Here is a 23,577-nt window from a genome sequence, read left to right as displayed (position 1 = left end):
ATCCTGTTGCCCCCTTGAAATGTTTATAGGAATTAACCTATACTTCCCTCCATCTCGAACTTGATTAAACGGTTCATCTCAACCGCGTATTCCATTGGAAGTTCTTTCGTGAATGGCTCGATGAAGCCCATTACGATCATTTCTGTTGCTTCTTCTTCGCTCAGTCCACGACTCATCAAGTAGAATAATTGTTCTTCTGAAACTTTTGAAACTTTCGCTTCGTGCTCAAGAGAAATATTATCGTTCAAGATTTCGTTGTATGGAATAGTATCAGAAGTTGAAAGATTATCCATGATTAACGTATCACATTCAATGTTTGCACGAGCACCAGTTGCTTTGCGTCCAAAATGAACGATACCGCGGTACGTTACTTTTCCACCTTGTTTCGAAATTGATTTCGACACAATCGTAGAAGAAGTATTTGGAGCTAAATGCATCATTTTCGCACCAGCATCTTGGTGTTGTCCTTTACCAGCAATTGCGATAGAAAGTGTCATACCGCGTGCACCTTCACCTTTAAGGATAACAGCTGGATATTTCATTGTTAATTTAGATCCGATATTTCCATCAATCCATTCCATCGTTGCGTTAGCATCACAAACTGCACGTTTTGTAACTAAGTTATAAACGTTGTTTGCCCAGTTTTGGATAGTTGTATAACGGCAATATGCATCTTTTTTAATAATGATTTCCACAACTGCACTATGAAGTGAGTTTGTTGTATATACAGGAGCAGTACATCCTTCAACATAATGTACAGAAGCGCCTTCGTCAACAATGATTAGCGTACGTTCGAATTGACCCATATTTTCTGAGTTAATACGGAAGTATGCTTGAAGTGGTGTATCCACTTTAACGCCTGGTGGTACATATATAAATGATCCACCTGACCAAACTGCTGAGTTTAGTGCAGAGAACTTATTATCTGAAGAAGGAATTACAGTTCCCCAGTATTTTTTGAAAATATCTTCATTTTCACGTAGTGCTGAATCTGTATCTTTAAATACGATACCTAAATCTTGAAGTTCTTGTTTCATGTTGTGGTAAACAACTTCTGATTCATATTGAGCAGAAACACCTGCAAGGTATTTTTGTTCTGCTTCAGGAATGCCGAGCTTATCAAATGTTGCTTTGATTTCTTCTGGCACTTCATCCCATGATTTTTCTGTACCTTCTGATGGTTTTACATAGTACGTAATTTCATCAAAGTTAAGTGAACCTAATTCTCCACCCCATTGTGGCATAGGTTTTGAATAGAATATTTCTAATGCTTTTAAACGATAATCTAACATCCATTGTGGTTCGTTTTTCATACGTGAAATTTCTTCAACTATTTCTTTTGTTAATCCACGTTTTGAACGGAAAATGGATACATCTTTATCGTGAAAACCATATTTATAATCACCAATTTCAGGCATTTTTTTTGCCATTGTATTTCCTCCGTTCTTATTTTATTTCTGTTCTTCAGAAACGCCCTTTTCCATTGCTTTCCAAGCAAGAGTAGCACATTTAATACGTGCGGGAAACTTAGAAACACCGTTTAATGCCTCGATATCGTCAAGATCTATTGAGTCATCATATTCTTTTCCAAGCATCATTTCGGAGAAAATTGTAGATAGTTGCAATGCCTCTTCTACTTTCTTTCCTTTTACTGCTTGTGTCATCATAGATGCGGATGCCATCGAAATAGAACAACCTTCCCCATCGAACTTTGCATTTTGGATTATGCCATCCTCCACTTGAAGTGTTAAATGGATGCGATCTCCGCAAGTAGGGTTATTCATATCAATTGTTAAAGCGCCATCCTCAATGCTACCTTTGTTACGAGGATTTTTATAGTGATCCATAATTACTTGTCGGTATAGTTGATCTAAATTAGAAGACATTAAAATACTCCTTTGCACTGCGCAATCCAGCAACTAGTTGATCAATATCTTCTTCTGTATTATAAATATAAAAACTTGCTCTCGCAGTTGCCGTACATTGTAACCACTTCATCAATGGCTGTGCACAATGGTGACCAGCACGAACAGCAATTCCATTCATATCAAGTACAGTTGCAACATCATGTGGATGCACATCGTTTAAATTAAATGTTACAATTCCCGCTCGCTTAGATGGATCTTTAGGTCCATAAATTGCTAAGCCTTCAATTGTAGACATTTTCTCCATTGCCAATGCAGCTAACTCATGTTCATGCTTCTCAATTTCATCTAGACCGATTTCTTCTAGAAAATCAATCGCAGCTCCAAGGCCAATGGCACCTGCAATTATAGGTGTTCCACCTTCGAATTTCCACGGTAGTTCTTTCCATGTAGATTCATACAAACCTACAAAATCAATCATTTCCCCACCAAATTCAATCGGTTCCATTTCTTCGAGCAATTCTTGTTTTCCGTAAAGTACACCAATACCAGTAGGACCGCACATTTTATGTCCTGAAAATGCAAGAAAATCACAATCTAAATTTTGAACATCTAGTCTTAAATGTGGGGCAGCTTGTGCTCCGTCCACGACCATTATAGCTCCATGTTCATGCGCAATTTGCGTAATTTCTTTGATTGGATTCATTGTACCTAATACATTTGACACGTAGACGATGGAAACAATTTTTGTCTTATCTGTTATCGTTGCACGCACTTTTTCTAAAGATAAAGTTCCATCTTCTTCTAAGTCAATATATTTAAGCGTAGCGCCTGTTTCCTTTGCAAGTTGCTGCCAAGGAATAATATTGGAATGGTGCTCCATAGGCGTAATAACAATTTCATCGCCTTCTTTTACATTTGCTAAGCCGTAGCTCTTTGCAACTGTATTGATGGATGTAGTTGTCCCACGTGTAAATATTATTTCTTTTGTAGATTTAGCATTAATAAATTTTCGAACCTTTTCACGGGCACCTTCATAATCTTCCGTTGCACGGTTACCAAGTGTATGTACACCGCGATGTACATTTGAGTTATCAAATTCATAATACTTTTTTATTGCTTCAATTACTTGAACTGGCTTTTGAGAAGTGGCACCACTGTCTAAGTAGACTAGGGGGTGTCCATTAATTTCTTGATTTAATATTGGAAAATAGCTTCGAATCTCTTTACTGAGCATTAGCGGACTTTCCTTTCAATAACCTCCGTCAGCTGTTTCTTTACACCGTCAATTGGTAATTCATTTACTACTGGAGCAAGGAATCCGTGAATAACTAGACGCTCTGCTTCGTGTTGAGAAATACCACGGCTCATTAAATAGTACAACTGAAGTGGGTCTACTCGGCCAACAGAAGCTGCGTGACCTGCTGTTACATCATCTTCATCGATTAAAAGAATTGGATTTGCATCTCCACGAGCTTTTTCGCTTAACATTAGGACACGAGATTCTTGCTCTGCATTCGATTTTGTTGCACCGAATTCAATTTTCCCGATACCGTTAAAAATAGAAGATGCTTCATCTTTCATTACACCGTGCTTCAAGATTTGACCATTTGTATGTTTACCCCAATGGATAACTTTTGTTGTAAAGTTTTGTTTTTGCTTTCCTCGCCCTACAACAACCATTTTTACATGACCTTCTGAATTGTCGCCAACTAAATGTGTTACATTTTCAGAAATTGTATCGCTATCATTCATCATACCTAGTGCCCATTCAAGAACAGCATCACGGCTTGTAACTCCACGACGATTAACATACGTAGTAAAGCCTTCTGCAAGAACGTCTACTGTACCAAAAGTTACTTTTGCATTATCTTTTGCAATTACTTCAGAAACAATATTTGCCAAACCATTTGCATGTTTTACTGTTGATAAATAGTTCTCCACATATGTTACAACACTGTTTTCGTCTGCAACTAATAAAGTATGATTGAAAAGAGATGCATTTTCGTCATCGTGTAAATATATAACTTGAATTGGCTCTTCTACCACAACATTTTTCGGTACGTATACAAATACTCCACCATTTAAAAGTGCTGCATGAAGTGCAGTAAGTTTGTGTTCATTTACTTTTACGCCATCAGTCATAAAATATTGTTGAACAAGCTCACTATGATCACGCATAGCTGAATAAATATCGGTTAAAATAACACCTTTCGCTTTTAAATCATCTGATAAGGAAACAAAAGCAGGTGTATTATTGTGTTGAATGTATATATTTTTTTGTTCTTCTGCATTTACAAGTGTTTTCATTTCTTCAGGTAATTCGTCTAAAGATGCAAAAACATTGCTTTCTACAGTATGTGTAGGAAATTCAGTGAAATTCCAATTAATTATTTTTGTTTTATCTGGTTTTGGCATTGGAAGTGTTTCAAGCTCACCTAGTGCTTTTAGACGAAGTTCCGTCATCCAACTTGGTTCTTGTTTACTTTCTGAAAAGGAGCGGATATTCTGCTCGGTTAATGCCAATTTTGTTTCAACCGTCATGCTGATTCGTCCCCTTTCTTATGCTTCTTGTCCAACTGTCTCGTCTTCAATTCCTAATTCTTCTTTAATCCAGTCATATCCTTGTGCTTCTAATTTCTGAGCTAGCTCAGGACCGCCTGATTTAACAACGCGACCTTGCATCATTACATGTACATGGTCCGGAGTTATGTAGTTAAGAAGACGCTGGTAGTGAGTGATTACTAAGCTTCCGAATCCTTCTCCACGCATTTCGTTGATTCCTTTTGAAACAACTTTTAATGCATCGATATCAAGTCCAGAGTCGATTTCATCTAAAATAGCGAATTTTGGTTTTAACATCATTAATTGAAGAATTTCATTACGTTTCTTTTCTCCACCAGAGAATCCTTCATTTAAATAACGTTGAGCCATATCTAAGTCCATTTCTAAAAATTCCATTTTGCTGTCAAGTTCACGAATAAATTTCATTAGAGAAATCTCATCGCCTTCCTCGCGGCGTGAATTAATAGCTGAACGTAAGAAATCTGCGTTTGTTACCCCAGTAATCTCGCTTGGATATTGCATAGCTAAAAATAGACCAGCTTGAGCGCGTTCGTCAACTTCCATCGCTAATACATCTTCTCCATCTAATTCAACTGAACCAGATGTAACCTCATATTTAGGATGTCCCATAATAGCAGATGCTAAAGTTGATTTACCAGTACCATTTGGACCCATTACTGCGTGAATTTCATTTGTATTAATTGTTAAATTAAGACCCTTTAAAATCTCTTTACCGTCGATAGCAACGTGTAAATCCTTAATCACTAAAGTTGACATTTAATAACCTCCATTAGGTAACTATGAATGGTATTCCATTCTAATTTATTATCATTCTAATCTTAACCCAAAGTCTACTGCCTTGCAAATCTTTTGAAATACTTTCTCAATTAGAATACAAAACGATTATATTTCATGCTTTCTATTAACTTTCCAACTAAACTTAATACATAATAGTTTCCACTTATATTTTCAATAAGAACAAGCTAAATGAGAATAAATTTCACTCTAAAATATATAAAAAAATCCACGGAGATAGCATACTCCCTGGATTCTCTCTTTCTATTAATTAACTTCGAAAAGCTTGAGCATCAATTTTCGCAACTAGTTGAACACTTTTCTCATGATCTCGCTGTCTACGTAGTTCAACTTTCATACGCAAGTCTTGACTGTTTCGTAATTCCTTGTAGCCGAAACCGTGAACTCCTCTAAACGCGTGGTCCATTTGTTCTGTGTATGGCAACTCTTCCAAACTGATAATGAATCATTCCTTTCGAATTTTTAAAACACTTACACCACTTGTATACCCATTTGAAAGCATGGCAAAACATATTTTTAAGAAAAAAATTATCTAGAGGTATTTTGGTATGCGCTTATAGCCATCGTTTAGGTGCTTATGGACCCTCTTTAGGCGCTCATGGACTCCCGGTAGGTGCTTATAGCGAACACTTTGGTGCTTATGTTTTTGTTAGGTGCTTATAGAACCGCTTTAGGCGCTTATGCATTTGTTAGGTGCTTATAGAACCGCTTTAGGCGCTCATGGACTCCCGGTAGGTGCTTATAGCGAACACTTAGGCGCTTATGATTTTGTTAGGTGCTTATAGAACCACTTTAGGCGCTTATGGACTCCCGGTAGGCGCTTATAGCGAACGCTTAGGTGCTTATGATTTCGTTAGGTGCTTATAGACCCGATTTAGGCGCTCATGGACTCCCGGTAGGTGCTTATAGCGAACGCTTAGGTGCTTATGCATTCGTTAGGTGCTTATAGAACCGCTTTAGGCGCTCATGGACTCCCGGTAGGTGCTTATAGCGAACGCTTAGGCGCTTATGCATTCGTTAGGTGCTTATAGACCCACTTTAGGCGCACATGGACTCCCGGTAGGTGCTTATAGCGAACACTTAGGCGCTTATGCATTTGTTAGGTGCTTATAGACCCACTTTAGGCGCTCATGGACTCCCGGTAGGTGCTTATAGCGAACACTTAGGCGCTTATGCATCCTCTTGCTGCTTATGACTATCCTATTTCCTTGATAAGCATTCATAATGCTTTTTCATCTCAAAAGCCTTTCATCTAGTTAATGAAAGGCTTCTTCATTTTATATATCGTGCTTTTGTTATTGCCTTGTTTTATTAAATTAGATTTGGAAAGAATTTTATTAGCCTCATGTCTGTTATTTAATAGTAGAAACTCTCTACATTCTTTATTGGTGATAGAATCTTTATACAATAAAAAATAGGTAGTGAGTGCGTTCTTATATGCATAGGGATCGTTGGTCTTACAAGCTGGACAATGCCATGTACGTTTGCGTTTGTGCATACCGATAAAACCGCATTTACTGCAATCAGCACCTCTTATAAGTTCTTCTGGTTGTATTGAATAATGTTTAGTTAGTGGGAATTTAGCAAATGGGGTATTATTCGTTAGAAGAATTTCTTTCATGTTTTCAATTTCTTCCATAGTAAGTGTGGGTTTATGTTTTTGAAATTGTCGAAGGTATGGACTGACTTCGTTCCTATTAAGTATTATTGCTTTGTCAGTAGAAGTTTTCACAAAACTATTTCGGGATGCGAATACAATAGCGCCATAGATTGGAACTAAAATATTATGATCCATGAAAAATTGTGAGAGTTGGTGTTTGTATTCGTTTAGTTGGAGTGCTGGACAAGGGTATTTTTTTATCTCTCCTGTTTCTTTTCGCTGGATTAGTTGGGACGGATTTTCTTCGAACTCTAACTCGCCGATAATATTTTTGACTTCCAAAATAATTGCACCATATGGAGTGATTAGTAAGAAATCCAGTTCGAACGCATTCTCTGCATGCAGTAGTAATTTGTGAAATACATAATATTTAAACGGCAGCTGCATTCTTTCAAGGTCATTATATACAATTTCTTCCCCAAAATCCCCTCCTTTTGTTGTACCTATTTCATTCAAAATTTTTAAATATAGTCGATGCTCCTGTGGTATTCTTTTTAATAGTTTTTCCATTGCTTCCACATGAATAGAATTTGCATAAGTTTTAGCAATCAATTTTTCTTCACCTCTAAATCAGATTAGCATGAATAATTAATTAAATCTATTAATATTCCATTCTCTTAAATAAAAAAGCAGACATGATTTCCATGCCTGCTTCTACTTATTTAACTGGTACAACTGCTCCATTCCATTTTTCCAGAATGAAATCTTGAATCTCTTTCGATTTTAAAGCTTCTACAAGTTTTTTAATAGCCGGTTTGTTTTCATCGCCTTTACGAACAGCGATAATATTAACATATGGAGATTCTTTATCTTCTAAAGCGATAGAATCTTTTAGTGGATTTAAGCCTGCGTCAATTGCATAGTTAGAGTTAATAAGAACTGCGTCGCCTTCTCCGTTTTCATAAAGCTGTACTAAAAGAGCTGCCTCATAATTTGCGTCAAACTTTAAGTTTTTAGTATTTTCAACAACGTCTTTTACTTCCGCTGTCGTTTTATCAATGCCATCTTTAAGTTTAATCAAACCTTTTGCTTCTAATAGAGATAAAATACGACCGTGGTCCGCTACAGAATTACTCATAATGATAGTAGCACCTTCTGGCAACTCTTCTAATGATTTATATTTCTTCGAGTAAACACCGATTGGTTCAATATGAATTCCACCTGCGTTTACAAAGTCATAGCCATTATCTTTAATTTGCGCTTCTAGGTAAGGTATGTGTTGGAAATAGTTAGCATCTAAATCTTTGGATTCTAAATCTTTGTTTGGCAAAATATAATCTTGGTATGTTTGAATATCAAGCTCAATGCCTTCCTTCGCCAGTATTGGTTTAACTTGCTCTAGAATTTCTGCATGCGGAACATTCGAAGCTCCTACTACTAATTTGGTACTTTCTTTCGCACCATTGCTACTATCTTTAGCACCGCAAGCAGCTAAAGCTAATAAACTTACTGCTAATAATGCTACTACTAATAATTTCTTCATTACATTTCTCTCCTTTTTATTTGTTTAATAAATATATGATCGAGTAAACTCGTAAACACCAATTATCTTTTATCGATTTTAGTTGTAATTACATCACCAATCCATTGAATTATAAATACCACAATCAAGATAAGAATGGTTGCAACTAGCGTTACATCCCCTCTATTACGTTGAAAACCGTCTAGGAATGCAAGAGTACCAAGCCCGCCAGCACCAATAATACCTGCCATCGCTGTATATCCAACTAGCGATATACAGGTAACAGTAATACCAGAAACTAATGACGGTAACGATTCAGGCAATAAAACTTTCCATATAATAGTAGAAGTTTTGGCTCCCATCGATTTAGCTGCTTCCAAAACACCTTTATCAATCTCCCGAAGTCCAATTAGTACCATTCGTGCATAAAACGGTGCTGCTCCAATTACAAGTGCTGGAAACGCAGCATTCGGGCCACGTATAGTACCTACAAGAAATTTCGTTAATGGAATCAATAAAATAATTAAAATAATAAATGGAATAGACCGAAAGATATTTACAAATGCTCCTGTAAGCCAGTTAGCAAATTTATTGGCCCACGCTTGATGTGGACTAGTTAAAAATAATAGAAGTCCGAGTGCTAAGCCAATGACAAATGTTAATAAAGTTGATATTGCTGTCATATAAAGTGTTTCTAGTGCAGCATCCCACATTTTAGGCCAATCAACATTTGGAAAAAGCGTATTAATCATTGTTGATCACCTCTGTATTAACTTTTTGCTCGTGTATGAATCGAATTCCTTCATCGATTGCTCGAGCGTCTCCGTCTAATTGAAGGATTAGTGTTCCATAAGCCCCGCTTTTAGTATGCGATATATTTCCTTGCACTATATTTACTTCTAGATCAAATTGCTTGATTAATCTGGAGAGAATTGGTTGTTCTGTTTGATCTCCAACAAAAACAAGTTTTATCAACTTCCCATTTGGATATAGCTCTCCCAAGTTTTGTATCGTCTGTTTCGCTTGGTTCGTTTCGGAGACCTGTGAAACAAATCGCTTTGTGATGGCTTGCTGTGGATTTTGGAAAACTTCTAATACATCTCCCTCTTCTACCACAAGACCATTTTCCATAACTGCTACTCGGTTACAGATTTTTTGAATGACTTGCATCTCATGGGTAATTAATACGATGGTTAACCCCAATTTTTCATTAATACTTACTAATAAATCTAAAATGGAATCAGTTGTTTCAGGATCAAGTGCAGATGTCGCTTCGTCGCAAAGCAAAACTTCTGGGCGGTTTGCTAATGCTCTTGCAATCCCAACCCGTTGCTTCTGACCACCTGATAATTGGGATGGATAATAATCTCCTCTTCCATCCAAGCCAACAAGTTCTATCAGTTCCTTCACTCGAGCAGATCGTTGTTCTTTAGGTACACCTGCTATTTCAAGTGGAAAAGCAATATTTTCTGCAACTGTTCTTGACCATAAAAGATTAAAATGTTGGAAGATCATGCTAACTTTTTGTCTTATTTGACGCAGCTTAACTTCATTTATGGAAGTAATTTCTTTATTGTTTACGATTATTTGTCCGGAAGTAGGCTTTTCTAATCCATTCAATAATCGGATCATTGTACTTTTACCAGCACCACTGTACCCAATTATCCCAAATATTTCACCTTTTTTTATGTCAAGATTTACATCATCCACGGCGACAATTGTACCTTGTTTCGTACTAAACTTTTTCGAAACATTTTTCAAACTAATCATGCAAATCCTCCTATCTTTCTATTCTTAAAAAATAAAAACCCCTTCTGCAAAAGAGCAGAAGGGGTGTACGTTATCATTCAAAATAACAGTCATCCATTCTCTCATTTCCCAAAGCAATTGCTTTGCGTGACTTGGCACCATTTCATTTTCATGACGGTTGCCGGGCTTCATAGGGCACTTCCCTCCACCTCTCTTAATAAGAGCGACACTATTTAATTGTTGTTAGTAAATCGAATTTTATCACGACATTTAGTTATCGTCAACACTTTTTATTATTTCAAATAAATAAGGTACAGACTGAAATGCGTATACTTTTTTTAGGAGTTTACCATTTTTAGCAATTAACAAACAAGGAACACTTTCAATTTCGTATTCCATTGCAAGATCTCCTAAATAATTAATATTCGCTTGTCCAATTGAGTAGTGCACCAATTCTTCTATTACGAGCATCATCTTAGAAGCTACTTGGCAAGTGCCACACATTGGCGTGTATAAATATAATAGAGAAAGGTCAGAAGCATTTTTAGCCTTCTCCCATTCTTCTCGCGACCATTCATTCACATTCATCATCCTATAGTAAAAATTCTTTTTTCACTTTAATATTAGCACGATGTAATATAGAAGCCAAAACTTTGAGTGGAGTTTTTTCTACTTCACCATTCATCGGACTAATAAATAAATGAATTGCTTCTGGATATTCTTTCCTCACTACAGAGCGAATTTGTTCACCTGATTTATCCGCATCAAGAAAAGCATAGATAGGTACGTCTTCAAAAGGACTTAACAGTTCTTCTAATTTCACATTAGAAATAGTACCATTTGTACAAATGATTTCAACGTCTTCCGCAAGAATGGTTAAAAGTCTCAGTTTATCCGATCTTCCTTCAACAAGAATTACTTTTTCACTGAACTCCATTATCTCCACTCCTCATTCATCCTATCCATTAGTATACGAAAAATCCCCAGATTATATAGTCTGATTGCACCTACAAATTCCATCAGCACCTAAAAGACTGCTATAAGCACCATAAACATGGCTATCAGCGCATAACGCAAGTCTATCAGCACCTACAAATTCCATCAGCACCTAAAACTCTGCTATAAGCACCTTAACCTTGGTTATCAGTGCATAACGCAAGTCTATCAGCACCTACAAATTCCATCAGCACCTAAAACACTGCTATAAGCACCTTAACCTTGCCTATCAGCGCATAACGCAAGTCTATCAGCACCTACAAATTCCGTCAGCACCTAAAACGCTGCTATAAGCACCTTAACCTTGGCTATCAGCGCATAACGCAAGTCTATCAGCACCTACAAATTCCATCAGCACCTAAAACACTGCTATAAGCACCTTATTCATAGTTATCAGCACATAACGCAAGTCTATCAGCACCTACAAATTCCATCAGCACCTAAAGCACTGCTATAAGCACCTTAACCTTGGCTATCAGCGCATAACGCAGGTCTATCAGCACCTACAAATTCCATCAGCACCTAAAACGCTGCTATAAGCACCTTAACCTTGGCTATCAGCGCATAACGCAAGTCTATCAGCACCTAAAACACTGCTATAAGCACCTTAACCTTGCCTATCAGCGCATAACACAAGTCTATCAGCACCTACAAATTCCATAAGCACCTAAAACGCCGCTATAAGCACCTTAACCTTGGCTATCAGCGCATAACGCAAGTCTATCAGCACCTACTCGCTGAGTCTATGAGTAAAAAACAAAAAATAGACATCCAATTAACGAGTAATTGTATGTCTATTATTAATTATATCTAGTAATACCAAATGGAACGGCGATTACTTTATTATTCTTGAATTAATTCGTCATATTGTTCTGCAGATAATAGTTCATCCATTTCTGATAAATCAGAAGGTTCTACAACGATCATCCATGCATTTTCATAAGGAGATTCGTTTACAAATTCAGGGCTATCTTCTAATTCTGAGTTAACTTCTACTACTTTTCCACTGATAGGTGCGTAAAGTTCCGATACAGTTTTTACTGATTCTACACTACCAAATGGATCTCCGGATTTAATATCGTCCCCCACTTGTGGAAGCTCTACAAATACGATATCCCCTAATTCTGATTGTGCAAAATGTGTAATACCAATGCGTACTTTACCGTCTTCTGTTTTAACCCATTCGTGCTCTTCTGAGTATTTTAATTCTTTAGGTGTGCTCATGATTTACCCCTCTCAATTAGTTATACATTCCCTTATAATATTCACATATTTCTGTATTAAAAACAAGCTACTTTATAAGCTTTTCCAAATATGTTCAAACTCTTCTTCCTTGAATCCGAGGGTTAAATGTTCTCCGTCAAATACAAGCGGTCTTTTGATAAGCATCCCATCAGAAACAAGAGTTTCAATTTGCGCTTCTTCTGTCATATTTGGTAACTTGTCCTTTAATTGTAATTCACGATATTTCGTACCGCTCGTGTTAAATAATTTCTTTAAATCTATATTAGTTGTAGCTAGAATCTCTTTAATCATTTTTTTTGATGGTGGTGCTTCTACAATATGGTTATTTTCAAATTCCACACCATTATCTCTTAACCATTTGTTTGCTTTATTGCATGTACTACATTTAGGATAACCAAAAAACTGAATCGTCATATATATCACCTTTTTTCTTTTTATCATATCATAGACTTTTAAACAGGGTGCATTAGAAAAAGACAAGTGTACTTTAAGTGCATCTTGTCTTTACCGTTTCCAGATGTAGCTAACTTTGCAGAACTTACACCTTTCCTATTTGCCTGTCGGGGCAGACATAGGCGCTTGCGGCTTTTCTTAAAAGAAAAGACAGTAAATGGATGTCGGCCGGTGAAACTAGTGTATATCCTTCTAAAAATATAATACCTGGGATTTCTGTTTCAGGTGGATGCGTTCCGCGTGGTGAGCGATGAGCCTCCTGCTGGAGTCGCCACTTTTCACTACAATCCACAGTGCAAACTGACGAACTTGCGCAGGAACACGGCAGGTTCCCCTCATCACTGCCCATAACGCATAGAAAAAAGCCGATCTGCAATTAGAATCGGCTTTCTCGAATTTATTATACGATATATTTTTCAGCATCGATTAATTTAACGGATGCCTCACGTTTTTTAAGAATTAAATTATATGGTGTATTTCGAGTTAACTTACGTAAAGCAGAGAGCATCATGCGTAAAGTATCGCCTTCAACTGATGCAATCAGTGTTTCTTTCGCCGCTTTTTCGATCTCTTCAAATGCTTCTTGGCAGAAAATTTGTGTATAAAGTAGTTTTTGATGTGCTTTTTCTAAACCATCACGGCCAATTGCTTTTTCTGTACGCAATACGGCAGATTCCATTGCAAATAAGTTATTAGCGATATTAGCGATATTCACTAGAACTTCTTGTTCAGTTTCTAGTTTTGTACCAAAACGTTGTGCAGCAAGCCCTGCAGCTAGTAGACCAATTTTCTTCGCATTTGCTACTAAAACTTTTTCTTGTGCAAGTGGCTCATCACTTACTTCTTCTGGCATCATCATTAATAGTTCTTCTTGCAAGCTTTGTGCTTTTTGAAGAAGTGGTAGCTCTCCTTTCATAGCTTTTTTCAAGAATGTACCAGGTACGATTAAACGGTTAATTTCGTTTGTTCCTTCGAAAATACGGTTAATACGTGAGTCACGATAGATGCGCTCCACTTCATATTCTTGCATAAAGCCATATCCGCCATGTAGCTGAACAGCCTCGTCAGCGATATAATCTAATACTTCTGAACCTACTACTTTATTAATAGAACATTCAATTGCGTATTCTGCGATAGAAGCTGCAATTGCTTTTCCATCTTTTTGTTCTTCTTCATTTAATTGACTCATACGATCCTCAAAATATCCAACCGTACGATAGATTAAGCTCTCTGTCGCATATAATTTAGATGCCATCGTCGCTAATTTTTGTTTTGTTAAATTAAATGAAGAAATAGGCGTTTTAAATTGTTGACGCTGATTTGAATAAGAGATCGCAAGCTCCAAAGCACGTTTAGAACCTCCAACAGTACCTACCCCTAATTTGTAGCGGCCGATGTTCAATATATTGAAGGCAATTACGTGACCGCGCCCGATTTCCCCAAGTAGGTTTTCCACTGGAATTTCTGCGTCTTGTAAAATAAGCGTGCGAGTGGAAGATGATTTAATACCCATTTTCTTCTCTTCGGCACCAACAGAAACGCCAGGAAATTCACGTTCAACAATGAATGCGGAGAATTTATCACCATCTATTTTTGCATAAACAACAAATACATCCGCAAAGCCCGCATTGGTAATCCATTGCTTTTCACCATTTAAAATGTAATGAGTTCCTTCTGCATTCATTTTTGCAGTCGTTTTTGCACCTAATGCATCGGAACCTGATCCTGGCTCTGTTAACGCATAGGCAAAAATTTTATCTCCGGTTGAAGAACTTGGTAAGTATTTTTGTTTTTGCTCTTCATTTCCAAATAAAACGATTGGCAAAGTACCGATTCCTACATGGGCTCCGTGCGTGATAGAGAACCCACCTGCTACAGATAATTTTTCCGCAATAAGTGCAGAAGAAACTTTGTCTAGTCCGAGCCCGCCGTATTCTTCTGGAATATCAGCAGCTAGTAACCCAAGATCTCCTGCCTCTTTCAATAAACGTACCGAGTGCTCAAACTCGTGATGTTCTAAATTTTCAACTACAGGTAATACCCGACTTTTTACATAGTCATCAGCTGTTTTTGCAATCATTTTTTGCTCGTCTGAGAAATCCTCTGGTGTAAACACTCGACTTGCATCTATGTCCTCAACTAAAAAGCTTCCGCCTTTAATAACATCTTTAACTTTTGTCATGTTTAATTCCCCCTGTTTGTAGGTAGTTTCATTTATAATAGCTCGAATACTCCAGCTGCTCCCATTCCCCCGCCAATACACATTGTAACTACACCAAACTGTTTGCCCTGATGTTTTAGTTCACTGATTAATTTTAACGATAATATCGTTCCAGTTGCGCCAAGTGGATGGCCTAAAGCAATTGCTCCACCATTAACATTTACTTTATCCATATCAATTCCTAAATGACGAACAACTTGAATTGCTTGAGAAGCGAATGCTTCATTGATTTCCCAAATACCGATATCTTCTAATGATAACCCAGCTAATTTCAATGCTTTTGGAACAGCTACTATAGGACCGATTCCCATTACATCTGGTGCTACCCCGCCAACCGCGAACGAACGGAATTTCGCAAGTGGCTTCAATCCCTGTGCCTCAGCTAATTCACGGTCCATCACTAGTACAGCGCCTGCACCGTCTGAAGTTTGGGAAGCATTTCCTGCAGTTACTGATCCTCTAACATTAAACACTGGACGTAATTTTGAAAGTGTTTCGACCGAAGTTCCTACACGAACCCCTTCATCCATTTTGAATAAAAACTTTTGCGCTTGAGCTTTATTGTTTTCATCCACAACATGCTTCACTACTTCGACTGGAACGATATATTCATTGAATTTGCCTGCTTCGATAGCTGCTGCAGCAAGTTCATGAGAACGAACTGCAAAAGCATCTTGATCTGCACGGCTTACTCCGTATTTGTTCGCTACTTGCTCCGCTGTATGACCCATTCCCATATAGTATTGAGGAGCTGTTTCTGCTAAATGTGCATTTGGACGAATCGTATTTCCCATCATCGGCACCATACTCATCGACTCTACTCCACCAGCAATAATTGCTTCCGAAGACCCGAGCATGATTCGCTCTGCTGCATATGCAATGGATTGTAATCCTGAAGAACAGAAACGATTTATTGTTATTGCAGGCGTTGAATCTGGTAGACCCGCTAATGCCCCGATGTTTCGAGCAACGTTCATCCCTTGCTCTGCCTCAGGCATTGCACACCCTAAAATTAAGTCGTCAATTGGGCCATCATAACCCCCTGCTCTCTTCAACGTTTCTTTTACAACTAATGCTCCAAAATCATCTGGACGAACAGTTGCTAAAGATCCTTTTTTCGCTTTTCCTATTGGCGTTCTTGCACCTGCTACGATAACTGCTTCACGCATGAGTTTTCCTCCTTTAACCTGAACGCAAAATTAGTTGCGTAATGGCTTCCCTTTCACTAGCATGTGCTGCATTCTTGCTTGTGATTTTGGATCTGCAACTAGGCTTAAAAATGCTTCCCGTTCCAAATTAAGCAAATATTGCTCATCCACTAAAGTGCCGTATGGAACTTCCCCACCTGCAATAACATATGCAAGCTTTTTCGCTATTTTCAAATCATGCTCACTAATATAGCCAGATAGAAACATTCCCTCTGCTCCTAACAATAAAGTTGCATAACCTGGTGATCCTGTTACAGGAACTTTTTCGCGAATCGGCGCTTTATATCCAGCATCTGCAAGAGCAAGTGCCGCTTGTTTTGCATCATATAATTGATGATCTGGATTCACACTAATACCATCAGCAAAGTTTAAAAAGTTGTTTTCCCGAGCTTCTTCCCCAGAAGTTGAAACTTTCGCCATAGCAATGGTTTCAAAGACTTTGTTCGCAACGTTTTGGAAGTCTACTTGAACACCATTTGGAAGGCCTTTTAAATGTTTCATATATAGTTCTTTGTTTCCGCCGCCTCCCGGGATTAGACCAACCCCTACTTCTACTAGCCCCATATAAGTTTCAGTCGTCGCTTGTATATGCGTAGCTGGTAAGCAGGCTTCTGCTCCTCCACCTAAAGTCATACCAAACGGAGCAGCAACAACCGGTTTAGAGGAATATTTTATTTTCATCATCGCATTTTGAAAGCTACGAACAACAAAATCTAATTCAAAAATATTATCATCTTGTGCTTCCATTAGGATCATCCCAAGATTTGCACCTACACTAAAGTTTTTCCCTTGGTTCCCAATGACAAGACCTTTGAAATTCTTCTCCACTTCATCAATTGCAAAATTAATCATTTGTACAATATCTATACCAATTGAGTTGGATTTAGAGTGAAATTCAAGTAATGCAATTCCATCCCCTAAGTCTATTAAACTTGCACCAGAATTGGATTTAATAACACCATGTTTTTTCTTATATCTTTTCAGGTCAATTACTTTTTCATTCACAGGAACGGTTTTATACTCTTTTCCATCGAAGTAATAAAGATCTCCAGCTTCTTCTTTATAGAAGGAATCGAATCCCTTATCCAATAACGATTGAACAAAGACTGGAATTTCTAAACCTTCCGATTTCATTTTTTCAACGGATTCTTTTACTCCAATTGAATCCCAAATTTCAAATGGACCTTGTTCCCATCCAAATCCCCATTTCATAGCTTGGTCAATAGCTACGATATCATCTGCAATTTCTCCGTGGAGATCAGCAGAATATACAAGTGTTGGACTTAGGATGCTCCATAGAAGTTCACCAGTTCGGTCTTTTGCATAAGTTAATGTTTTCACTTTGGCAGCAAGACCCTTTTGTTGTTTAGCCATATCTATAGATGGAGTTTTTAATTTCTTTACTGGTTCATATTCCAGTGTATCTATATTTAGTTCCAAAATTTCCTTATCTTTTTTCAAGAAAAACCCTTGCCCTGTTTTTGCACCAAGCCATTTATTTTCTAGCATTGTATGCAAGAAATCAGGCACTTCAAATACTTTTTGCTCTTCCCCGGTTGTTAGGTCATGAACATTTTTTGCTACATGTGCAAATGTATCAAGTCCAACCACATCTAATGTACGGAATGTCGCAGATTTCGGACGCCCTATTAGTGGACCTGTTACTGAATCCACTTCCCCAACGGAATATCCACGGGTTTGCATTTCTCTCAAAGACACAAGTAAACCATAAGTTCCAATACGGTTGGCAATAAAGTTAGGAGTGTCTTTTGCTATAACGACTCCTTTACCTAAAACGTCTTCTCCAAATTGCTTCATGAAAGCCACAACTTCTGCATCAGTTGTTTTTGCTGGGATTACTTCTAAAAGCTTTAAATAACGTGGTGGATTAAAAAAATGAGTTCCTAAGAAATGTTTACAAAAGTCTTCAGAACGACCTTCTATCATTGCATTAACGCTTATCCCAGATGTATTGGAACTAACAATTGTTCCAGCTTTTCGAACAGCATCTATCTTCTCATATAATTTCTTTTTCACTTCTAAATTCTCGACTACCACTTCAATTATCCAGTCAACATCGATTAGCTTTTCCAAATCATCTTCTAAATTCCCCGCTGTTATTAATTGCACATTTTTAGTAGATGTTAGTGGTGCTGGTTTTTGTTTTAATAATTTTTGTAATGCCGTTTGAGCGAAACGATTTCGAACTGCTGGATGCTCCAAAGTCAATCCTTTTGCTTCTTCCTCTTTACTAACTTCATTTGGAATAATATCTAATAATAATGTTGGAATGCCGATATTTGCTAAATGAGCTGCAATTCCTGAACCCATTACCCCTGAACCTAAAACGGCAGCCTTTTTAATTTGAAATGCCATGATAATACCTCCCTCGTCACTTTGAATGAATACTCATTCATTTTTAAAATAAAAAAAATAAAACCAATCTCTATATCTATTAGTTTAGAACAATATTTAAATTTTCGCAATAATAAAAAGATGTTTCTCGAGCAATTTTCTTTCTAGTATTTCTTAAACAGTGTAAACTGTTTAAGAAAATCACAAGGTGCAACGCTTTTACCGTAGCAAATGGCATTGGCACTAAAATGAAGGAAATCTTAGGAGGATATTATAATATGAATAAAATTACAACAACAGAACAGTTTAATGAAATTATTTCTGGAGACAATGAAGTTTTAGTGAAGTTCGAAGCTGGTTGGTGTCCGGATTGCCGTAGAATGGAAATGTTTATCGATCCTATCGTCGAAAAATACAATAAATACACTTGGTACGAAGTAAACCGCGACGAACTTCCAGAAATTGCAGATAAATACGAAGTAATGGGTATTCCAAGTCTTCTCATTTATAAAAATGGTGAGAAAAAAGCTCACTTACATAGCGCAAACGCTAAATCTCCTGAGCAAGTGACTGAATTTTTAGATGAACAGAACTAATTAATAAGAAGGCTGTTCCTAGTTGGAGCAGTCTTTTCTTTGATTTTTTCATGTTTTATTCGTTATAATAAGAAAAAAACTGGGGTGTATTATGTCGCAAGAAAATGAAATTCTCGAACTAAAAGAAAAGATTGCCTATTACGAACGAATTATTAAAACAATGTCTACTCCAATTATTCCTTCTATTGTTTCTAGAACAATTATGATTCCTATTGCAGGATATATGTTTAAAGAACGTTTTGAAAATATTGAGTCGCAAACACTTCAATACGTTGGAGAAAATCGCGAAGTTGAAACGGCTGTTTTTGATTTTTCAGCAGTTAGCTTAGAAGATGTAGAAGCATTTGACTTCAATGATTTAGCTATCTCTATTTCTCGATTAAATAGTTCTCTTCGGTTGATGGGTATTCGTCCAATATATGTTGGCTTCAATCCTAGATTTATCCGTGAAATAGTACAAGCTAATATTCATGTGGAGCTTGAAACATATAATAGTTTCAAAGTAGCATTAAATCGTCTCTTAAATGAAATGAATCAGACTATTTCTTCTAAATAATGAATAGCAATACAGCCACTATAAGTCCATGCTAGTGGCCGTATTCTTACATTAAATTTCATTCATATGTTTTATCATAAATACTTGGGAAATATCCGTATTTTTAAAGCCTTTACTTTGTAAAAATGAAAGCGTTTTTTGTTCATGGTCCACTAAATTATACGTTGTTCTTTTGAGTGCGCGTTGAAAATTAAGTCCATCTTGAAGTGCAGCATGAAGGGCACGGTTGCAATCTTCATTTTCACTACTAGTGATCGCTTGAAATAACGTGACACCCTCCGCTTCTAAACCAAATTGTTGCTTTGTTCTTACTAGGCAAGCAGCAAGTATCTTATTATTTTTCATCGCGATGACCGCTTCACCACCAACTTTTGGAGTAATGGATGGATCTACTTGCCAAGGCACTAGCATTGGAAAAATCCCTGCATTTACTGCTTGGAAGGCGGGAATTCTTTTTATAATAAATTCATCTGCTATATTTTCATCAAAAGGGAGAACTCCTTCTGACTCCCAAAAATGTAATGTATCAATTACCTCATAGCCAACCTTTTCATATAATTTAATAGCTGGCTGATTTATAGAGATTGCTTCTAAAGTAGCTACAGATACGTTCTGTTTTTTCAGTATATCTAGTGCTTTTTCTATTAGAATAGTACCATATTTTTTTCCTCTATATTCTGGAATGATACCAGTACCACCATTCCATGCTATTTTTTGACCATCCACTTCCTTCAAACCTTGCAACACAAATCCAATTGGAGTCTCCCCGTCAAACATAATAATCGACAATTCAAGTGATAGTCCTTCATTGCCAATACGGGCAACAAAAGCATCGAGTGACATCTTCATCGGTATAAAATACCCTTCAAACCCACGAATAAAAAGTTCATGTGCCTCTTTAAAAGTTAAATGTTCCATCGTCTTAAATGTAATCATTCTTAAACACCCCTTGTTAGAAAAGTAATATACATTTCTTTTGCCATAGATACAACCTCAACGTATGAAAATGAATCCTCTAAAACAGTTCCATGTAGAAGAATGCCATCTATCATGCTCCAAAATAATTTTGCCGCATATAACGTATTAATCTCCATTGAAATTTCTCCATTTGTTTGTCCCTCAATTAATATATCTTTTAAAAAGTTGTAAAAAATTTCACTATGTTCCTCATACTTTTTGCTATTATCCGTTCTGCTCCCAGCCATCCAATGCTCTAATTGGTTTCGAACACTATTTATTTTTGGCTGTTTTAACCATTCAGCTGAGGAATACGTATCAAAAAGCACATTAACTTTTTCTTTCGTTGTTTTTAAAACTGAAAATTTATCCATCAAATTCTTAATTTTATATTCTACTTGTTGCTGAAGCATATACTCATACACTTCTTCTTTACTTTTGAAATAATGATAAATAGCACCTTTACTCATTCCTGAAGCCTTCACTAAATCATCCATCGTTGTAGGAAAATAACCTTTCTCTCCAAATATAATTGCTGCAGCTTGTATGATTTCATTTTTTTTCTGTTGCTTATATTCTTCCGAAACTTTTGGTGCCATTTTATTCCCCCCTTTAAAACGAAGTAAAACAAATAGGACTTGAATTTGGCTTAAACCAACTATCTAATAAGTTAATATCAACATTATTTACATTAACTTCTCCAAATTTATGAAGTGCTTCAAGCGATACACACCCCATCCACCATGAGCTTAAATCATGGATTCCAATTTTTATATTTACTTCTTCATTCGTATTTATTAATTTTGAAGCACTCCAAAAATCACCATTATAAATGAATTCATAAGTTCCACTTTGTTCTATTAGGAATGAGTCTTCTATTTCTAGTAACAACCTTGTATATCCATCCGGTCTTCTATTATTATGAAAGTTCATTTCTTTAACAAATGCAGCAATATTAGTTATTCTATACATCAAGCCCGTTCCAGCAGTCGCAACTTCATGGTATATACTTGGTATAAGATGATTGGAACCATTTAATGGATTGGTGAGTGCATATAAAAATGATTGATCGTTCGTACGGAAAATAATACGTTCAACTTGATCTTGTTGTGAAGATAACCAAGATGCTAATTGTTTAAAGGCATTTGGTGTCGACCAAATCCATTCGTACACAATCATATGTTGATGCAAAAAGTGACTATCTTTCACTGGTTGCAAAGTAAATGCTAATGCACCTATTAACTTATCGTTTTCTACAACACCAACGTAATTAGTTGCTGCATTTTTAATTAGCCTTCGTTCAGACCACGTTCTTTTAAACATCCCATGATTTTGTAAAGCATATTCATTATATAAATCGACTATCGCTTCCTCATCATTTGGAGACAAGAACTTCACAAGTCCTTTGTCACCATTTGCAATAAGTGCATCGGGTTTAATTTTATATTCATATCTCATCGGTCCATAACCATAACCCATTTTCCGATAAAAATTAGGATTAAAAGGATAAAGTGAAACTAGCGCTACATTTTCCTGCCTAGCATATTGATGAAAATGTGAAAGAAGCTGAAAAGCAATTTTCTCTTTTTTATGTAGCAGATGTACAGCTACCATACCAATTCCAAAAACACGTTGGAACTTCCCATTAACATTACATTCAAAATCATTTAAACGATAAATACCTAAAAGCTCTTCTGTCTCATTAAAATAGCCAAAATAGCTAATACCATTTTCTTCCCCTTGTTCAGTTGTCAAACGCTCTACAAATTTTAATTTTCCCTCAGTTGATTGTAAATTCATACCGGGATAAGCTAATGCCACAATATTTGCCGCATGTTCAAAGTCTTGCTTTTGTAAAATTCGAATCAAATCATTACCTCCTTTTCACTTAAACAGACTAACTAGTCGGTTTAATTATAAAATAATCTAATAATTTTAACAATACAAACATTCACGATTTTTTTAAAAATTTTAAGAAAAACCGGGCAAATAGATGCCTGGTCCTTTTAAGAAGAGTAGCATATGAATATCGTTGTTTTCCGCTACGGCGGACGCTTTTCGCGGGCATGGCTTCAGCCTCCTCGTCACTGCGTTCCTGCGGGGCCTTCCGCTCATGCTATTCCCGCAGAAGTCGCCGCCTGCGCTCCAAACAACTAGTATGTATGGGACGATTTATAATTGCTTAGTAAGATAGAGATGACATTTAAAGTTAGGGAACTACATTTTATCCGGATGAACAAAACTTCACCAAATTTTAAAAAGCATTAGCATCTCCAATTATTACAGGTCGGCATGATCACTACGTTTACTTAAACTATTTCTATCCTCTTAGCGATAGCTGGGCTAAATCTTCTAGTTAGTTCCTACTCACTTTATGGATTGTAGTGAAAGGTGGCGACTCCTGCGGGATGAGTGAGACAGATTAGCCATCACAAACGAACGCGTTAGCGGCGGTGATGGCTAATCGCTCACCCCGCGGAACGCGTCCACCTGAAACGGAAATCCTTGGTATTGTTTAATTCTTAAAGTACTATGAACACTGGTTTCGCAGGACGATGTCCATATACATTCTTATCTTTTAAGAAAACCGCAAGCGCCTTTTAAGCGCATCTTTACTTTACTAATTCCTGAGTGCATTGGACGAAACATGGGCTACACTTACCTTAGATAAAAAATTCTACCCTACTCTTTAAAAGCTTCCGAAGACCATTTCGGAAGCTCTTTTTACATATCTTTTCTCTGGTCCGCCTACCATATGGAGGCAAGCGAACTTTAAGAGAACTATGTTTTTGCCAATACCTGCGTGATTTACTATAGACCCTTGGTAGTTTCTTATTCAGAAAAAAAAGTTCTTCCTAGTACATCTAGGAAGA

The 23,577-nt window shown here is 36.9% G+C and carries 22 protein-coding genes and 1 riboswitch; of the genes, 2 read left to right on the top strand and 20 right to left on the bottom strand.

What is annotated here, in order from left to right; genetic code table 11:
* Positions 1 to 32 precede the first annotated feature (32 nt).
* The 17 genes from sufB to ACTSKG_RS18980 all read right to left on the bottom strand — a co-directional run bounded on the left by sufB (position 33) and on the right by ACTSKG_RS18980 (position 18,616).
* Positions 33 to 1,430, bottom strand: coding sequence for a Fe-S cluster assembly protein SufB (gene sufB / locus ACTSKG_RS19060; protein ID WP_464756098.1), 1,398 nt, complete (start codon positions 1,428 to 1,430; stop codon positions 33 to 35).
* A gap of 21 nt (positions 1,431 to 1,451) precedes the next feature.
* Positions 1,452 to 1,886: a Fe-S cluster assembly sulfur transfer protein SufU gene (gene sufU / locus ACTSKG_RS19055; RefSeq protein WP_464756097.1), complete on the bottom strand. Its 435-nt coding sequence runs from the start codon at positions 1,884 to 1,886 to the stop codon at positions 1,452 to 1,454.
* Positions 1,876 to 3,102 (bottom strand): cysteine desulfurase, encoded by a 1,227-nt coding sequence (locus ACTSKG_RS19050; protein WP_464756096.1) that lies wholly within the window; start codon positions 3,100 to 3,102, stop codon positions 1,876 to 1,878. Before ACTSKG_RS19050 ends, sufU begins: the two co-directional genes overlap by 11 nt.
* Complete coding sequence (sufD, locus tag ACTSKG_RS19045) at positions 3,102 to 4,409, bottom strand: Fe-S cluster assembly protein SufD (RefSeq protein WP_464756095.1); 1,308 nt, start codon at positions 4,407 to 4,409, stop codon at positions 3,102 to 3,104. Before sufD ends, ACTSKG_RS19050 begins: the two co-directional genes overlap by 1 nt.
* An 18-nt stretch (positions 4,410 to 4,427) precedes the next feature.
* A complete protein-coding gene (gene sufC, locus ACTSKG_RS19040; RefSeq protein WP_464756094.1) occupies positions 4,428 to 5,207 on the bottom strand; it encodes a Fe-S cluster assembly ATPase SufC in 780 nt (259 codons plus the stop codon).
* Positions 5,208 to 5,496: 289 nt separating this feature from the next.
* Positions 5,497 to 5,679: a hypothetical protein gene (locus tag ACTSKG_RS19035; protein ID WP_464756093.1), complete on the bottom strand. Its 183-nt coding sequence runs from the start codon at positions 5,677 to 5,679 to the stop codon at positions 5,497 to 5,499.
* An 819-nt stretch (positions 5,680 to 6,498) separates the two neighbouring features.
* On the bottom strand, positions 6,499 to 7,458 hold the full coding sequence (locus tag ACTSKG_RS19030) for a nuclease-related domain-containing protein (protein WP_464756092.1): 960 nt from the start codon (positions 7,456 to 7,458) through the stop codon (positions 6,499 to 6,501).
* 106 nt (positions 7,459 to 7,564) lie between these two features.
* The gene (locus ACTSKG_RS19025; RefSeq protein WP_464756091.1) at positions 7,565 to 8,389 is read right to left on the bottom strand and encodes a MetQ/NlpA family ABC transporter substrate-binding protein; all 825 of its coding nucleotides are present in this window, start codon (positions 8,387 to 8,389) and stop codon (positions 7,565 to 7,567) included.
* A 62-nt stretch (positions 8,390 to 8,451) separates the two neighbouring features.
* Positions 8,452 to 9,120, bottom strand: a complete 669-nt coding sequence (locus ACTSKG_RS19020; RefSeq protein ID WP_464756090.1) for a methionine ABC transporter permease — start codon at positions 9,118 to 9,120, stop codon at positions 8,452 to 8,454.
* Positions 9,113 to 10,138: a methionine ABC transporter ATP-binding protein gene (locus ACTSKG_RS19015; protein ID WP_464756089.1), complete on the bottom strand. Its 1,026-nt coding sequence runs from the start codon at positions 10,136 to 10,138 to the stop codon at positions 9,113 to 9,115. Before ACTSKG_RS19015 ends, ACTSKG_RS19020 begins: the two co-directional genes overlap by 8 nt.
* Before the next feature lie 98 nt (positions 10,139 to 10,236).
* Positions 10,237 to 10,341: riboswitch (SAM riboswitch) on the bottom strand.
* Between the two features lie 46 nt (positions 10,342 to 10,387).
* A complete protein-coding gene (locus tag ACTSKG_RS19010; RefSeq protein WP_464756088.1) occupies positions 10,388 to 10,699 on the bottom strand; it encodes a thioredoxin family protein in 312 nt (103 codons plus the stop codon).
* A gap of 10 nt (positions 10,700 to 10,709) precedes the next feature.
* Positions 10,710 to 11,054: a toprim domain-containing protein gene (locus tag ACTSKG_RS19005; RefSeq protein WP_464756087.1), complete on the bottom strand. Its 345-nt coding sequence runs from the start codon at positions 11,052 to 11,054 to the stop codon at positions 10,710 to 10,712.
* 902 nt (positions 11,055 to 11,956) lie between these two features.
* The gene (gene gcvH, locus ACTSKG_RS19000; protein WP_464756086.1) at positions 11,957 to 12,337 is read right to left on the bottom strand and encodes a glycine cleavage system protein GcvH; all 381 of its coding nucleotides are present in this window, start codon (positions 12,335 to 12,337) and stop codon (positions 11,957 to 11,959) included.
* 72 nt (positions 12,338 to 12,409) lie between these two features.
* Positions 12,410 to 12,772: an arsenate reductase family protein gene (locus tag ACTSKG_RS18995; RefSeq protein ID WP_464756085.1), complete on the bottom strand. Its 363-nt coding sequence runs from the start codon at positions 12,770 to 12,772 to the stop codon at positions 12,410 to 12,412.
* A gap of 439 nt (positions 12,773 to 13,211) precedes the next feature.
* Positions 13,212 to 14,993 carry an acyl-CoA dehydrogenase family protein gene (locus ACTSKG_RS18990; protein ID WP_464756084.1) on the bottom strand — a complete coding sequence of 594 codons (1,782 nt, stop codon included), beginning with the start codon at positions 14,991 to 14,993 and terminating at the stop codon, positions 13,212 to 13,214.
* 32 nt (positions 14,994 to 15,025) lie between these two features.
* Positions 15,026 to 16,201 carry an acetyl-CoA C-acetyltransferase gene (locus ACTSKG_RS18985; RefSeq protein ID WP_464756083.1) on the bottom strand — a complete coding sequence of 392 codons (1,176 nt, stop codon included), beginning with the start codon at positions 16,199 to 16,201 and terminating at the stop codon, positions 15,026 to 15,028.
* 30 nt (positions 16,202 to 16,231) lie between these two features.
* On the bottom strand, positions 16,232 to 18,616 hold the full coding sequence (locus ACTSKG_RS18980; protein WP_464756082.1) for a 3-hydroxyacyl-CoA dehydrogenase/enoyl-CoA hydratase family protein: 2,385 nt from the start codon (positions 18,614 to 18,616) through the stop codon (positions 16,232 to 16,234).
* 257 nt (positions 18,617 to 18,873) lie between these two features.
* Between ACTSKG_RS18980 and ACTSKG_RS18975 the strand changes: the two genes are divergently transcribed.
* Positions 18,874 to 19,191, top strand: a complete 318-nt coding sequence (locus ACTSKG_RS18975) for a thioredoxin family protein (RefSeq protein ID WP_464756081.1) — start codon at positions 18,874 to 18,876, stop codon at positions 19,189 to 19,191.
* Positions 19,192 to 19,282: 91 nt separating this feature from the next.
* A complete protein-coding gene (locus ACTSKG_RS18970) occupies positions 19,283 to 19,747 on the top strand; it encodes an STAS domain-containing protein (RefSeq protein WP_464756080.1) in 465 nt (154 codons plus the stop codon).
* 51 nt (positions 19,748 to 19,798) lie between these two features.
* Here ACTSKG_RS18970 and ACTSKG_RS18965 read toward each other — a convergent pair whose 3' ends face one another.
* The 3 genes from ACTSKG_RS18965 to ACTSKG_RS18955 are packed head-to-tail and all read right to left on the bottom strand — an operon-like array spanning position 19,799 to position 22,573.
* Complete coding sequence (locus ACTSKG_RS18965; protein WP_464756079.1) at positions 19,799 to 20,683, bottom strand: GNAT family N-acetyltransferase; 885 nt, start codon at positions 20,681 to 20,683, stop codon at positions 19,799 to 19,801.
* Between the two features lie 2 nt (positions 20,684 to 20,685).
* Positions 20,686 to 21,303: a TetR/AcrR family transcriptional regulator gene (locus tag ACTSKG_RS18960; RefSeq protein ID WP_464756078.1), complete on the bottom strand. Its 618-nt coding sequence runs from the start codon at positions 21,301 to 21,303 to the stop codon at positions 20,686 to 20,688.
* A 13-nt stretch (positions 21,304 to 21,316) separates the two neighbouring features.
* Entirely contained in the window at positions 21,317 to 22,573 is a 1,257-nt protein-coding gene (locus ACTSKG_RS18955) for a GNAT family N-acetyltransferase (protein WP_464756077.1), read from the bottom strand.
* Positions 22,574 to 23,577: the final 1,004 nt, after the last annotated feature.

Source organism: Psychrobacillus syltrankelensis, from assembly GCF_055454035.1.
This window is presented reverse-complemented; position numbering and strand designations above follow the sequence as displayed.

Excerpts from the sequence above, each read along its gene's own strand:
- ACTSKG_RS18975 (WP_464756081.1), top strand. The coding sequence starts at position 18,874 with ATGAATAAAATTACAACAACAGAACAGTTTAATGAAATTATTTCTGGA.
- ACTSKG_RS18985 (WP_464756083.1), bottom strand. The coding sequence starts at position 16,201 with ATGCGTGAAGCAGTTATCGTAGCAGGTGCAAGAACGCCAATAGGAAAA.
- sufD (WP_464756095.1), bottom strand. The coding sequence starts at position 4,409 with ATGACGGTTGAAACAAAATTGGCATTAACCGAGCAGAATATCCGCTCC.
- ACTSKG_RS18965 (WP_464756079.1), bottom strand. The coding sequence starts at position 20,683 with ATGATTACATTTAAGACGATGGAACATTTAACTTTTAAAGAGGCACAT.
- sufU (WP_464756097.1), bottom strand. The coding sequence starts at position 1,886 with ATGTCTTCTAATTTAGATCAACTATACCGACAAGTAATTATGGATCAC.
- ACTSKG_RS18970 (WP_464756080.1), top strand. The coding sequence starts at position 19,283 with ATGTCGCAAGAAAATGAAATTCTCGAACTAAAAGAAAAGATTGCCTAT.
- sufC (WP_464756094.1), bottom strand. The coding sequence starts at position 5,207 with ATGTCAACTTTAGTGATTAAGGATTTACACGTTGCTATCGACGGTAAA.
- ACTSKG_RS19005 (WP_464756087.1), bottom strand. The coding sequence starts at position 11,054 with ATGGAGTTCAGTGAAAAAGTAATTCTTGTTGAAGGAAGATCGGATAAA.
- ACTSKG_RS18995 (WP_464756085.1), bottom strand. The coding sequence starts at position 12,772 with ATGACGATTCAGTTTTTTGGTTATCCTAAATGTAGTACATGCAATAAA.
- ACTSKG_RS19020 (WP_464756090.1), bottom strand. The coding sequence starts at position 9,120 with ATGATTAATACGCTTTTTCCAAATGTTGATTGGCCTAAAATGTGGGAT.
- gcvH (WP_464756086.1), bottom strand. The coding sequence starts at position 12,337 with ATGAGCACACCTAAAGAATTAAAATACTCAGAAGAGCACGAATGGGTT.
- ACTSKG_RS18960 (WP_464756078.1), bottom strand. The coding sequence starts at position 21,303 with ATGGCACCAAAAGTTTCGGAAGAATATAAGCAACAGAAAAAAAATGAA.
- ACTSKG_RS19050 (WP_464756096.1), bottom strand. The coding sequence starts at position 3,102 with ATGCTCAGTAAAGAGATTCGAAGCTATTTTCCAATATTAAATCAAGAA.
- ACTSKG_RS18980 (WP_464756082.1), bottom strand. The coding sequence starts at position 18,616 with ATGGCATTTCAAATTAAAAAGGCTGCCGTTTTAGGTTCAGGGGTAATG.
- ACTSKG_RS18990 (WP_464756084.1), bottom strand. The coding sequence starts at position 14,993 with ATGACAAAAGTTAAAGATGTTATTAAAGGCGGAAGCTTTTTAGTTGAG.
- sufB (WP_464756098.1), bottom strand. The coding sequence starts at position 1,430 with ATGGCAAAAAAAATGCCTGAAATTGGTGATTATAAATATGGTTTTCAC.
- ACTSKG_RS19025 (WP_464756091.1), bottom strand. The coding sequence starts at position 8,389 with ATGAAGAAATTATTAGTAGTAGCATTATTAGCAGTAAGTTTATTAGCT.
- ACTSKG_RS19015 (WP_464756089.1), bottom strand. The coding sequence starts at position 10,138 with ATGATTAGTTTGAAAAATGTTTCGAAAAAGTTTAGTACGAAACAAGGT.